14 protein-coding genes are annotated in these 12,037 nt (G+C 62.3%); 5 read left to right on the top strand and 9 right to left on the bottom strand.

From position 1 onward, the window contains the following. Window positions 1-50 precede the first annotated feature (50 nt). The 3 genes from mraZ to dinB all read right to left on the bottom strand — a co-directional run bounded on the left by mraZ (window position 51) and on the right by dinB (window position 2,858). A complete protein-coding gene (gene mraZ, locus O1A05_RS09890; protein WP_270105052.1) occupies window positions 51-482 on the bottom strand; it encodes a division/cell wall cluster transcriptional repressor MraZ in 432 nt (143 codons plus the stop codon). Window positions 483-1,064: 582 nt separating this feature from the next. Next, window positions 1,065-1,445: a DUF3040 domain-containing protein gene (locus O1A05_RS09885; protein ID WP_270105051.1), complete on the bottom strand. Its 381-nt coding sequence runs from the start codon at window positions 1,443-1,445 to the stop codon at window positions 1,065-1,067. A gap of 129 nt (window positions 1,446-1,574) precedes the next feature. Further along, on the bottom strand, window positions 1,575-2,858 hold the full coding sequence (dinB, locus tag O1A05_RS09880; RefSeq protein WP_270105050.1) for a DNA polymerase IV: 1,284 nt from the start codon (window positions 2,856-2,858) through the stop codon (window positions 1,575-1,577). 73 nt (window positions 2,859-2,931) lie between these two features. Between dinB and O1A05_RS09875 the strand changes: the two genes are divergently transcribed. Further along, window positions 2,932-4,023: a polyprenyl synthetase family protein gene (locus O1A05_RS09875; protein ID WP_270105049.1), complete on the top strand. Its 1,092-nt coding sequence runs from the start codon at window positions 2,932-2,934 to the stop codon at window positions 4,021-4,023. 16 nt (window positions 4,024-4,039) lie between these two features. On the opposite strand, the gene O1A05_RS09870 is transcribed toward O1A05_RS09875, so the two are convergent. The 4 genes from O1A05_RS09870 to O1A05_RS09855 form a co-directional block, all read right to left on the bottom strand. Then, window positions 4,040-4,423 carry an Rv2175c family DNA-binding protein gene (locus O1A05_RS09870; RefSeq protein WP_270105048.1) on the bottom strand — a complete coding sequence of 128 codons (384 nt, stop codon included), beginning with the start codon at window positions 4,421-4,423 and terminating at the stop codon, window positions 4,040-4,042. Between the two features lie 517 nt (window positions 4,424-4,940). Beyond that, window positions 4,941-5,243, bottom strand: coding sequence for a hypothetical protein (locus O1A05_RS09865; protein WP_270105047.1), 303 nt, complete (start codon window positions 5,241-5,243; stop codon window positions 4,941-4,943). Between the two features lie 984 nt (window positions 5,244-6,227). Beyond that, entirely contained in the window at window positions 6,228-6,455 is a 228-nt protein-coding gene (locus tag O1A05_RS09860; protein WP_270105046.1) for a hypothetical protein, read from the bottom strand. Window positions 6,456-6,461: 6 nt separating this feature from the next. Further along, a complete protein-coding gene (locus O1A05_RS09855; protein ID WP_270105045.1) occupies window positions 6,462-6,602 on the bottom strand; it encodes a hypothetical protein in 141 nt (46 codons plus the stop codon). On the opposite strand from O1A05_RS09855, the gene O1A05_RS09850 reads away from it, so the two are divergent. Together O1A05_RS09850 and O1A05_RS09845 are read left to right on the top strand one after the other, a co-directional pair. Beyond that, entirely contained in the window at window positions 6,592-7,071 is a 480-nt protein-coding gene (locus O1A05_RS09850; RefSeq protein WP_270105044.1) for a lytic transglycosylase domain-containing protein, read from the top strand. The two genes, O1A05_RS09855 and O1A05_RS09850, sit on opposite strands and share 11 nt — an antisense overlap. Before the next feature lie 46 nt (window positions 7,072-7,117). Further along, entirely contained in the window at window positions 7,118-8,434 is a 1,317-nt protein-coding gene (locus O1A05_RS09845) for a protein kinase domain-containing protein (RefSeq protein WP_270105043.1), read from the top strand. 1 nt (window position 8,435) lies between these two features. Here O1A05_RS09845 and O1A05_RS09840 read toward each other — a convergent pair whose 3' ends face one another. After that, window positions 8,436-9,836, bottom strand: coding sequence for a class II 3-deoxy-7-phosphoheptulonate synthase (locus O1A05_RS09840; protein WP_270105042.1), 1,401 nt, complete (start codon window positions 9,834-9,836; stop codon window positions 8,436-8,438). A gap of 101 nt (window positions 9,837-9,937) precedes the next feature. Beyond that, complete coding sequence (locus tag O1A05_RS09835; RefSeq protein ID WP_442867625.1) at window positions 9,938-10,636, bottom strand: lysophospholipid acyltransferase family protein; 699 nt, start codon at window positions 10,634-10,636, stop codon at window positions 9,938-9,940. Window positions 10,637-10,760: 124 nt separating this feature from the next. Between O1A05_RS09835 and O1A05_RS09830 the strand changes: the two genes are divergently transcribed. Then, a complete protein-coding gene (locus tag O1A05_RS09830; protein ID WP_270105041.1) occupies window positions 10,761-11,582 on the top strand; it encodes an alpha/beta hydrolase in 822 nt (273 codons plus the stop codon). Beyond that, entirely contained in the window at window positions 11,579-12,010 is a 432-nt protein-coding gene (locus O1A05_RS09825; protein WP_270105040.1) for a hypothetical protein, read from the top strand. The genes O1A05_RS09830 and O1A05_RS09825 overlap by 4 nt, the downstream gene beginning before the upstream one ends. Window positions 12,011-12,037: the final 27 nt, after the last annotated feature.

Below are 12,037 nucleotides of genomic sequence, written 5' to 3'. Positions count from 1 at the left end.
CCGGTGGCGGCTGGAGGTCTCAGACAAGAATCCGCGCTGTGAAGTTGTGATTAGAAGATGCCCGGAAGGACCTCTTCATCTGTTTCGGAGAACGTGTTCTCCTGCGCTTCCAGGTAGGAGTTCCAGGATTCAAGATCCCAAATCTCTGCCCTGGTGCCAGCCCCGATGACCGCCACGTCCCGGTCCAACCCGGCGTATTCACGCAGGGAGCCAGGAAGCGTCACTCGCCCCTGCTTATCGGGCATCTCATCCGAGGCGCCCGACAGGAAGACGCGAATGTAATCACGTGCCTGGCGTGAGGACAGCGGTGCTGACCTCATCTGCTCATGAACTCTTTCGAATTCACGAGCCGAGAAAACGTAGATGCAGCGCTCCTGGCCTCGAGTCAAGACCAGCCCGTTCGACAGTTCCTCGCGGAACTTCGCCGGCAGGATCAACCGGGATTTCTCATCGAGACGTGGAGTGTAGGTGCCCAAGAACATGGCCCACCGCCTCCGTCTGTATGAGGTTCCCGCAGATCCTCTGCTTCACCACCGTCCTCTACTGTCCTCCACTTTACCCCACTACTCTCCCCCGTCAAGCGAATCAGGGGGTCAACACGCGCTTTTCTCCTGTGTGCTCGATGAACATCGGGTGACGAGCTCTAAAGAATGAATGAGCCCAGATCATTGCAATCATGCGGATGTGCCGAGAAATTATTGCTTCCCCGGAACGCCAAGGGGGGCCTCAGGGAGGGAAGTGGAGGGATTTTCGCGCAGCGAAGGACTGCGGAGATACCGAGCAGTCAGAAGCAGGGAAAGTTCATCAACATCGGTGCGGATATTCCGCATGATTCCGCGGAATTCTCGTCACGAAAGCGCTGGAAAGAATCCGCGGTGGTGGAAAGTGGGGGGACTCGGTGGAGCACGGTGGGGAGACACCTCAATCCGATCGACTGAGGAAGCATTTGGGCATAAAAAAGCGCCGATCAGCTCGATTCTTGCCCGGACGCAAGGGGCAAGACGGCAATATCGGCGCCTTTAAGTGGTGCGTGGGATCAAGTGGTCATCCCCCGGCAACAGCGGTTAGGGCTGCTGGCGACGGCGGTCTTCCCACTTCTGCTCCAGGTTCGACATGAAAGCGCTGTTCCCGGAGCCGCCCGTTGCGGGGCCAGACTTGCGGGCAGTCGAGGACTTGAGACCCTTCGGGCGTACGGTGGCGAAGAAAACGCCGCCGACCATCATCAAGAAACCAATGATGCCGAGCCACAACTGGGAAATCGTGACGCCCCAGAGCAGCACACCAATGCCGACGACGGCGATCAGCACACCGATCACAATGTTGCGCGTGGAAAACTGCGATACCGGGCCGGCGGCCTGCATCTGGGATGCCAATTGCGGGTCTTCCATGCTCAGCTGTTCTTCAAGCTGCTCAAGGACTCGTCGCTCTTTCTCGGACAATGCCATGGCGCCCACCTCCACTTAACTCGACCACCTCAGAATGTGGTCTTAATAGACTACGTTGGCTGTCTGGGAGAATGCCAGATGCGCAGTGCGTTACGCGGCCAAATCACCAAGGAATCACCCGGTATCGCTTCACTCCGGATTTTTGGACCGTCGCTGTCGTCTCGGCAACAGAGTTGCTGGTTGCACCATGGATCCGGGAAAACGCTGGCGCAGGTCATCGAGCACCGCATCGGTTCGTTCCCAGTCACCGGCCGGCGCTTCAACCGTTTCCACTCCCGTTTCGAACAGAGCGTCTTGAACGTCAACCAGCCCATCGCCGCGAGACACGAGCCGTTCCCCGCGGATACCCAGGAGTCGAACCGGGTGCGAGCGTTCTGCCATCAGTGCTTCCAGCAGCTCAGCCGCTGCCGTTTTCATCACAGCACCGGTGGCGGTGGGACGCGGCAGGCCCATCGTTCGAGTGCGAACGGCGCGACGATCATCTCGCACCTTCACGCTCAGGGCGCCGGCCAGCATGTCATCGGCGCGGAGTCGACGTGCGCATTCGAAAACCAGCGCAATCAGCTCACGGTGCAACTGATCTTCGTCCGTCACATCCGTTTCGAAAGTCTTCTCGACGCCGTGAGATTTCGCGGTCCGTTCGGTTTCGACGCCGCGCGGGTCTATGCCGCGAGCCAGTTGCACCAGCCCTGGACCGACCGACCCGATCCAACGTTGCATCCGCTCGGGTGACTGCTGCGCAAGATCGCCAATGGTGTGGATGTTTCCCGCTTCCAGCCGGTCCGCCAGCTTGGGCCCGACTCCCCAGACAGCCCGAACCGGCAGAGGTGCAAGATACAGTTGCGTCTCTTGGGGTGCCACGACGCCGAGGCCATCAGGCTTCGATCGCGTAGAGATGATCTTGGCCACGGATTTCGTCGCCGCTACCCCCACCGTGCAAGGCAGCCCCGTTCGCTGACGGACTTGGTCTTTGATTCGACGGGCAATCTCCGCAGGCGAGCCCAACCTCCGCCGCGATCCTGAGACATCAAGGAAGGCTTCGTCGATGCTGAGTTGCTCCACAAAGGGTGTCACCTCACGAAAGACCGACATCACTTCCCGCGATGCTTCGCGATATTTCTCATGATGGGGTTCCAGTACCTTCACATTCGGGCACAGGGCTTGCGCATGCGCCAGGGGCATAGCCGAACGCACCCCATACCGGCGAGCCTCATAGGAGGCAGAGAGCACCACGGAACGGGCGCCGAGCGGGGCCACCAACGACGGAACGCCGCGCAGGTCGGGGCGCTCTCGCAGTTCGACCGATAAGAAGAAGGCATCCATATCGACATGTAGGATCACGGCGTCCCATGCCGGGTCACGATCAACGCTCTCCTCATTGGCGGGAGGTCGCTGCCGGTCACCATACTCCATACGATCCAGACTATCCCCGACCTACCGGTAGGGTGGAACCATCGCGCAGAGCACACCACTGTGAGGAGCAGCGTTGAATCAGCCCGTCCCGGCACCCAGCGAGCAGATCTACATCTCCACTATCGAAAAGCGCATGCAGGATCTGCTGTCTGAATATGCGGAACGTTGCCGCCAGATTTCTCCCGCCTCAGTCGCACTGATCGAATCGATCGCCGATCTCGTGACCTCAGGCAAGCGCCTGCGCGCCTTGTTGGCATGGTGGGGCTGGCAGGGCGCCGGAGGCGATGCCGACGATCCACGCATCATCGAAGCCGGCGTTTCACTCGAGCTGTTTCAGGCAGCGGCTTTGATTCACGACGACGTCGTCGACCGCTCCGACACCCGCCGTGGTCGGCCCAGCGTTCATCGCCGGTTCGAAGCACTACACCGAGAAAGCGACTGGACCCAAGACTCGGCGCACTTCGGGGTGGCATCAGCGGTCCTCACCGGCGATCTTGCCCTGGCACTGAGCGAGGAAGTTTTCGCCTCCGCAGCGGATGCCACAGCCTTTGCTTCCTCCGCACGAGCGGCATTCAACACGATGCGCTTCGAAGTCATGGTGGGCCAGTATCTGGACATCAAGAGCGAGGTGGATGTCCACGGCATCGATCCCGCCGAGGCGCGCTCTCTGGCCCGCACCGTGGTCGAGTACAAATCGGCCAATTATTCAGTGGTGTGGCCCCTGGCCATTGGCGCGGTGCTAGCGGGCGCCGATGAATCGACCTTGGACGGGCTGTCCCGTTTCTCCCGCCCATTGGGTATCGCATTCCAGCTACAGGACGACCTCTTGGGCGTTTTCGGGGATCCTCACCTCACCGGCAAGCCCGCTGGCGATGATCTGCGCGAAGGCAAGCGCACCGAACTGATTGCCCACGCCCTCGACCAACTCAACGGCGACGATGCATCACGACTGACCGGCTCCCTCGGCAACCCCGACCTGACGGACGCCGATGTCGTCGAGATTCAGGATCTACTGGAATCCAGCGGCGCCCGGGCCGCACTCAGCGGCGAAGTGCGGGATTTGGGCGAACAAGCTCTGACCGCTCTGGATGCCCTGGACACCACCGATGCGGTGCGCCAGGGACTGCGCCATCTGACCGAGCGGATCTTGCAGCGCAGTACCTGACCGCCAGCCAGCGCGGCTACCAGGCCATGGCCTGAGCGCGACGACGAATTTCCGTCTTGCGCCCATCCTTCAGCGCGTCAATCGGCCGCCCGGGTAACGATGGATCCTCGGTGAACAGCCAGCGGAGGGTGGCCTCGTCGTCGAAACCAGCATCCTCCAGCACCATCACGGTGCCCTGAAGCGATTCAACGAGCCCGGTCTCGGTCAACAATTCAGCAGGCACCGAGCGGATCTGTCGATCGGTGACCTTCACGGCTATCAGCCGACGGTCCTTAACCATGTTGTGCACTTTGGTGACCACCACATCGAGCCGCTCGGCGATATCGGGGAAAGTCAGCCATTCTGAGATCAGCGTCTCCAGCGGAATCTCGGTGGAAGCATCGGTCGCGGAGTTAGTCATTCCATCATTCACAGCACCACGGTAATACAGTCGCGTCCTGCTTCCCTACTTGGCTTCAACCCGAATTTCGGCTAGTGGGTGTAATTAGCCAGGTCGCAGCAGTGATCCGACGGCATAGCGTGGTCAAAACGCGACCGAATCCACACTCAGACACGCCGCGCCACGCCGTTTTAATCAAATCGAGACCACAGGGGTTTATTTGTGACCCATCTGTCGTGTAAGTTTACAGAGGTAACAAATTCATCACACACACCACGACGCTACTCTTGTCACAACCAGCACAAGAGAACTTCCCCTGGCTCGGGTGCCTAGTCGAACGAGGAACTTTCATGTCTGTTCGCGCCCCCGGCGTCTCTCGATTGCTCAGCACTGCCGTGGCTACCTCCACCGTGCCGTTGATCGCTCTCGGATCCACCGCAGCAGCAGCTCCCGCCTCGGCTGGCGCTGTCACGACCGTGCTTCAGCCGCGCGTCGCGACTCCGAGCGCTGTTCAGGCTGCCCAAGCGCAGCTGTCTGCTCACCTGGTCCCCTCCGATCGCTTGGCGTCGGCCCTGCCCCTGTCGCTGGCTCCGACCACGAGCGTCGCCACCGCACGCACGAATTCCTCAGCCAAGACGTACACCGTGAAGTCCGGGGACACGCTCTCCCACATCGCGGCCAAGCATGACCTGTCGCTGTCGCGCCTGCTCGGTCTCAATGACCTGAAGTCGACGACGACAATCTTCCCGGGCGACCAGCTGAAGCTCTCCGGGTCTCCTTCCAGTTCGTCTTCGGCTTCAAGCTCGTCGAACTCCTCGTCGTCCAGCTCGTCCTCGGCCAAGACCTACACCGTGAAGTCGGGCGACACGCTTTCCCACATCGCGGCACGCAACAAGGTCAGCCTGTCGACCCTGCTCAAGGCCAATGGCCTAAAGTCGACCAACGTGATCTACCCCGGTCAGAAACTGAAGCTCTCGGGTAGCTCGTCCGCACCCTCCGCGAAGACGACCAGCTCGTCCAGCTCCTCATCGTCGAACTCGTCCAGCTCCTCATCAGCCAAGACATACACTGTGAAGCGTGGCGACACGCTCTCGGCCATCGCTGTCCGCAATAACGTCAGCCTGTCGACCCTGCTCAAAGCCAACGGCCTGAAGTCGTCCAGCGTGATCTACCCGGGCCAGAAACTGAAGCTCTCGGGTAGCTCGTCCGCACCCTCCGCGAAGTCGACCAGCTCGTCCAGCTCCTCATCGTCGAACTCGTCCAGCTCCTCATCAGCCAAGACATACACTGTGAAGCGTGGCGACACGCTCTCGGCCATCGCTGTCCGCAATAACGTCAGCCTGTCGACCCTGCTCAAAGCCAACGGCCTGAAGTCGTCCAGCGTGATCTACCCGGGCCAGAAACTGAAGCTCTCGGGTAGCTCGTCCGCACCCTCCGCGAAGTCGACCAGCTCGTCCAGCTCCTCATCGTCGAACTCGTCCAGCTCCTCATCAGCCAAGACATACACTGTGAAGCGTGGCGACACGCTCTCGGCCATCGCTGTCCGCAATAACGTCAGCCTGTCGACCCTGCTCAAAGCCAACGGCCTGAAGTCGTCCAGCGTGATCTACCCGGGCCAGAAACTGAAGCTCTCGGGTAGCTCGTCCGCACCCTCCGCGAAGTCGACCAGCTCGTCCAGCTCCTCATCGTCGAACTCGTCCAGCTCCTCATCAGCCAAGACATACACTGTGAAGCGTGGCGACACGCTCTCGGCCATCGCTGTCCGCAATAACGTCAGCCTGTCGACCCTGCTCAAAGCCAACGGCCTGAAGTCGTCCAGCGTGATCTACCCGGGCCAGAAACTGAAGCTGTCGGGGAGCTCGTCTTCCACTTCGACCAGCACCGCGTCCAGCTCGTCGTCGAGCTCCTCCAGCTCCTCGTCGTCCAGCTCGTCGAGCTCTTCCTCCACCAAGACGTACACCGTGAAGTCCGGCGACACCCTCTCGGGGATCGCATCGCGGCACGGGATCAGCCTTGCCTCGCTGTTGAACGCCAACGGCTTCTCCAGTTCCACGCTGATCTACCCTGGCCAGTCGGTGAAGCTCTCGGGCTCTGCATCCAATTCGTCGAGCTCCTCCAGCAGCAGCTCCTCGTCGTCGAGTTCCTCGGTGTCGACCGCTTCTTCGGGGTCGTCCTCGAGCGAGCAGCTGGTGCCGAACACCTTCTTGCACTACACCTACCCGGACCATGTGGTCTCCGACGCCAACCGGAACAAGCGGCAGCTGCTCAACTCGCCGTTGCCCTCCCGTTCCGAGGCGCAGGCCCTGGTGCGTAGCACCGCCGTGTCGATGGGTGTGGATCCGAGCCTGGCGCTGGCGCATGCCTTCACCGAGTCGCACTTCGATGCTGCAGCGGTCTCCCCGGCCAACGCCATCGGCATCATGCAGGTCATCCCCTCCTCCGGAGAGTGGGCCTCACAGATGGTGGGCCGCGAGCTCAACCTGCTCGACCCGCAGGACAATGTGGTGGCCGGCGTGGCCATCATCCGGCACCTGCAGCGCACCTCCAGCTCCCTGGACATCGGCATCGCCTCTTACTACCAGGGCGCGGCCGGTGTGAAGCGCAACGGCATGTACCCGGACACCAAGGATTATGTGAACAAGGTCAAAGGCTACATGGGCCGGTTCTGACCCGGACCTCCCCCAGGAGTTCTCGGTTGGCCTCTATGCTGGACGGGTGAGCACAACGTCCCAGGATCAGCTGATCGGTACCATCGTCGATGATCGGTACCGGGTGGCCGAGCGCCTGGCTCGTGGGGGCATGTCCACCGTCTATCGTGCGGTCGATCTACGTCTGGAGCGCGACGTCGCCATGAAGGTCCTCTACCCGCATTTGGCGGAGGACCCGGCCCTGGTGGACAAGTTTGAGCGCGAAGCGAAGACAGCTGCCGTCCTCAACCATCCGCACGTGGTCAACGTGTACGACCAGGGTATTTCCTCGGGCCCCGAGGGCCGTTTGGCCTACCTCATCATGGAGTATGTGCCAGGAGTGACCCTGCGTTCCGTGCTGGGCAAACACCGTGCACTTACACCGCACCTCACCCTTGTGTATCTGCTGGCACTCGTGGACGGGCTTGCCGCCGCACATCGGGCCGAGCTGGTGCACCGGGATATAAAACCGGAGAACGTGTTGGTCTCCCGGGAAGGTGACATCAAGGTCGCCGATTTCGGATTGGCTCGGGCCGCCACCAACCACACTGGCACCGGCGCTGCCCTGATGGGCACGGTCGCTTACGTCTCTCCGGAGCTGGCTTCGGGTGGGCGCGCGGATAAGCGTAGCGACGTCTATGCCGTGGGCATCATGATGTTTGAAATGCTCACCGGGCGGCAGCCGTTCACCGGACAATCGGCCGTGCAGATCGCTTTCAAACACGTCAATTCGCGTGTCCCCGCGCCGTCCACGCTGGCCCCGGGGCTGGCGGAGTCACTCGATGATGTGGTGTTGTGGTGCACCCACCCCGACCCAAACCAGCGTCCGCGCGACGCTCAAGAGCTCCTAGACCAGCTGATCGTGATCCGGGAGCGACTCACCGATGCGCAACTGGACTACACCATCCCGCTGGTTCCAACCGACATACCGCTCGATGCGTCCACCAATGATGCAACCACGGCGCTACCGGCGGCAGCCGAACGATACGAGGATCCGATCGACGCCCCGGCACCGCGAGCCTCGATCTACGAGGAGGAACCGGCGACGACAGTAGCGCCCACGACCGTTTCACCCACAACCACTGAGCCGAGCACGGATCACGAGCCGGCCACCGCGGTGTACGGTCAGGCGTCGCCAGCGGCGATCGCGCCCGTTGCACCGACCCCGGAGGCGGCCGCGCCGCGGCCCCTCAAGGGCGCCGCGGCCCGGCGTGCGGCCCGTACCCCGACCGAACGACTCAGCACGGTCCGCCCGGGTCGCGTCGCGCTGATCGTCCTGTTGGTCGTGATACTGGCCGCACTCGCCCAGTTACTGGGCTACTGGATCGGCACCACCAGGTTCTGACTCAGCGGCGGTTCGGATGGCTGAGCGCCTCGGTGACCACGAACGCCATTTCAAGAGACTGCTGGTGGTTCAGCCGCGGGTCGCACAGTGACTCGTAGCGGTCCGCGAAGGCGGACTCATCGATCGGGTCCGCGCCGCCCAGACATTCCGCCACATCGTCGCCGGTCATCTCGACATGCATGCCGCCGGGATGAGTACCAGCGGCCCGATGCACCTCGAAGAACCCGGAGACTTCGTCCATCACGTCGTCGAAGCGGCGAGTCTTGAACCCATTAGCAGCGGTGACCGTGTTGCCGTGCATCGGGTCGGTCACCCACAGCACGCGGGCACCGGAGGCCTTCACAGCCTCGACCAGGGGCGGAAGATTCTCGCGGATCTTACCCGCGCCCATGCGAGTGATGAAAGTTAATCGGCCGGGCTCGCGCTCCGGATCCAACTTGTCGATCAGCGCCAGGGCGTCGTCGGGCTTCGTCGTCGGGCCGAGTTTCACGCCGATGGGGTTGCGTACCTTGGAGAGGAAGTCCACGTGTGCGCCATCTAGGTCACGGGTCCGCTCCCCGATCCACAGGAAGTGACCCGAAGTGGTGTAAGGCAGGCCGGTCCGGGAGTCCAGGCGAGTCAGCGCCCGCTCGTAGTCCAGCAACAGCGCCTCGTGCGCGGCGAAGAACTCAGTGGTGCGCAGTGCGGTGAAGTCCACCCCGGCGGCACCCATGAAGCGGACCGCGCGGTCGATCTCGCCGGCGATCTCTTCGTAACGGGCGTAGGCCGGGTTGGCCATGAACCCCTTGTTCCAGGAGTGGACGCTGCGCAGGTCGGCAAAGCCACCGGTGGTGAAGGCACGCACCAAGTTCAGCGTGGAAGCGGAGGTGTGGTAAGCCTTGACCATCCGTGACGGGTCGTGGCGGCGGGCCTCAGGAGTGAAATCGAATCCGTTGACGATCTCGCCACGGAAGCTCGGCAGCGTCACACCGTCACGAGTCTCGGTGTCGGATGAACGCGGCTTGGCGAACTGCCCCGCCATACGCCCCATCTTAATGACCGGCATCGACGCACCGTAGGTCAGCACCACGGCCATCTGCAGCAGGGTCTTTACCCGGGAGGAAATCCGGTTCGCGGTAGCACCAGCGAAGGTCTCCGCACAGTCGCCACCCTGCAGCAGGAAAGCGCGGCCTTCTGCAGCCTCGGCCAGCCGGGCGCGCAACACATCTACTTCACCGGCAAACACGAGCGGCGGAACCGAGGAGAGCTCATCGACGGCGGAGGCCAATGCCTCGGCGTCATCCCACTGCGGAGCCTGCTTGATGGGCAGCTCGCGCCAGTCATCCAGCCCTGGATATTCTGCGGCACCCTGCGAGTGCGAGGTACCGAAGGCAGGAACATGGGAGGTGAGGTCGAATGTCATGATGCCAACAGTAGAACCTTCCTCTGCAGATGGCACATCGCGTGACATCTGCAACCGGTTACATGACAGCCAAGGAACGGCGATGCGATAGACCGCCCGTTCTAGTTCGGTTTCGAAGCCTTCTTCGGTGCGTAGGTGTTGACGTATTCCTGACCGGAGAGGCGCCGGATGGCGTCCATCACCTCGTCGGTGATCTCGCGCAACTGATGGTGATGTCCCGAGGCGGCTTCCGGATCGTGCCCGAAATGCAGAGGCTCGCCGAAGATGACGCCGACACGCCGGATTTTCGGCAGCGTGCGGCCAATCGGCTGGACGCGGTCAGTGCCGATCATCGCCACCGGTATCACCGGCACACCCGCAGCAAGAGCCAGCTTGGCGACGCCGATGCGCCCTCGATATAACCGACCATCAGGGCTGCGCGTCCCCTCGGGGTAGATGCCCAGCAGTGCCCCTTCGCGGAGAACCTGCAGCCCGGCATGAAGCGAGTCCAGTGAGGCCTGGCCACCGGAGCGATCCATCGGAAGCTGGTTGGTGTGCTCGAAAAATTTACGCGTCAGCCAGCCGCGCGGACCATTGCCGTTGAAGTACTCAGTCTTGGCCAAAAAGTGGACCTGCCGGCTGAGCTGCGTGGGCAAGAAGATCGAGTCTGAGAAGGACAGGTGATTCGAGGCCAGAATCGCACCGCCTTCAGCGGGAACGTTGCTCTTACCCTTGACCCAGGGCCGGAAGACCCCGTTGGTCACCGGTGCCACGAGAAAATTCTTGGCAGCCCAATAGAACCGGCTGTCGTTCTTTTCCACTGAGTCAGCTCCTCGTCTTCAGCGTTGGCATCTGTAGGATTCGGGGACCATGTCGGGTGCCCCGGCCAATTCTAGCGGCAGGCTACCCTGCCGGTGAGCAACCTCTCCGGCTAGGCTGGAGTGCATGGCAAATGCCTCTATCCACTACATGCCCCCAGCGGCGGACGGTATTCTTGCGCCGTCGCGCACGAACCGCAAAATCGGTGTGGTGATGATTCACGGATTCACCTCCGTCCCAGAGTCCATCAGGCCCTGGGCAACAGGACTCGCGGAGGCAGGTGCGGCCGTCTCCCTGCCGCTTCTCTCCGGTCACGGAACACGCTGGCAGGACATGAACCGCGTGCCCGCCGGGCAATGGCGCGACGACGTCCGCCAGGCGGTGGACTCACTGCACTACCAGGGCGAGCCCGTCGACGAAATCGTCGTGGCAGGGCTCTCCATGGGAGCCACTTTGGCCCTCGACGCTGCCGCACACCGGAAGGTCTCCCACGTACTGTTGGTGAACCCAGCACTACGCCTCAAGACCCTCGACGCCTGGGGCGGCGCCCTCGCCCCCTTGCTACATCGGGTCATTCCTTCGGTGAAGCCGGTGGCCGACGACATTGCCCGGCCAGGCGTTACGGAGGGCGCCTACCCTCGTACCCCCGTGGCCGCCGTCGCCGAACTCGCCGCGCTGATCCGCACCTTGGTTCCACAGCTGTCATCCGTCGCCGCACCGATCACGGTGTTCCGCGCGGACCAAGACCACGTCATCCCCGAATCCTCAATGCAGGTGTTGCGCGCCGGGGCAACCAACACGGCCCAGTACACCGAACACCGACTCTCCGACAGCTTTCATGTGGCGACCTTGGATTACGATGCCGAATACATCATTGAAGAATCCGTCCGGGCGCTCGCCGCACCGCTCCACACCACGCAGTCCTCCATTGAGAGGGGACGTCGATGAACGATGACCCACGGCACGACGACGCCGTCGAGCCCGAGGACGAGGCCTGGCGCCGCATGGTCATCGAACTCGGAGGCACCGAAGAGCAAGCGCGCACCAGCGCACCGAAGGATCAGCACGATCAACCGGTTGGCCCCCGCGACTACACCCCGGCCGACGAACCGGATAACTTCACTCCCGCCGATCCACCGGCGCTGACCTCCGGCAACCCGCGCATGGTGCTCACCTGGGTTGCAGCTATCGGCTCTCCGATCGGCTTGGTATTGCTCATGTTGTCTGCACCGCAAGCCCCGTTCTGGGTACGTGCTGGACTAGTGGTGACCTTCTTACTCGGATTGGCGGGATTATTCTTCGCCGTCCCCACCTCGCGCACTCGCGCCGAACAGCCTCCAGACGACAGCGACTACGGAGGAGGCGCCCGCATCTAGAAAACTGCGCCACCGACGGTACGTCGC

The organism is Citricoccus sp. NR2 (assembly GCF_027594385.1).
GTDB lineage: Bacteria > Actinomycetota > Actinomycetes > Actinomycetales > Micrococcaceae > CmP2.
Note: the sequence above shows the minus strand (reverse complement) of the source record. Positions and strands in the feature narration are given on the sequence as shown.

Excerpts from the sequence above, each read along its gene's own strand:
- O1A05_RS09870 (WP_270105048.1), bottom strand. The coding sequence starts at position 4,423 with ATGACTAACTCCGCGACCGATGCTTCCACCGAGATTCCGCTGGAGACG.
- O1A05_RS09885 (WP_270105051.1), bottom strand. The coding sequence starts at position 1,445 with ATGGCATTGTCCGAGAAAGAGCGACGAGTCCTTGAGCAGCTTGAAGAA.
- dinB (WP_270105050.1), bottom strand. The coding sequence starts at position 2,858 with ATGGAGTATGGTGACCGGCAGCGACCTCCCGCCAATGAGGAGAGCGTT.
- O1A05_RS09825 (WP_270105040.1), top strand. The coding sequence starts at position 11,579 with ATGAACGATGACCCACGGCACGACGACGCCGTCGAGCCCGAGGACGAG.
- O1A05_RS09830 (WP_270105041.1), top strand. The coding sequence starts at position 10,761 with ATGGCAAATGCCTCTATCCACTACATGCCCCCAGCGGCGGACGGTATT.
- mraZ (WP_270105052.1), bottom strand. The coding sequence starts at position 482 with ATGTTCTTGGGCACCTACACTCCACGTCTCGATGAGAAATCCCGGTTG.
- O1A05_RS09840 (WP_270105042.1), bottom strand. The coding sequence starts at position 9,836 with ATGACATTCGACCTCACCTCCCATGTTCCTGCCTTCGGTACCTCGCAC.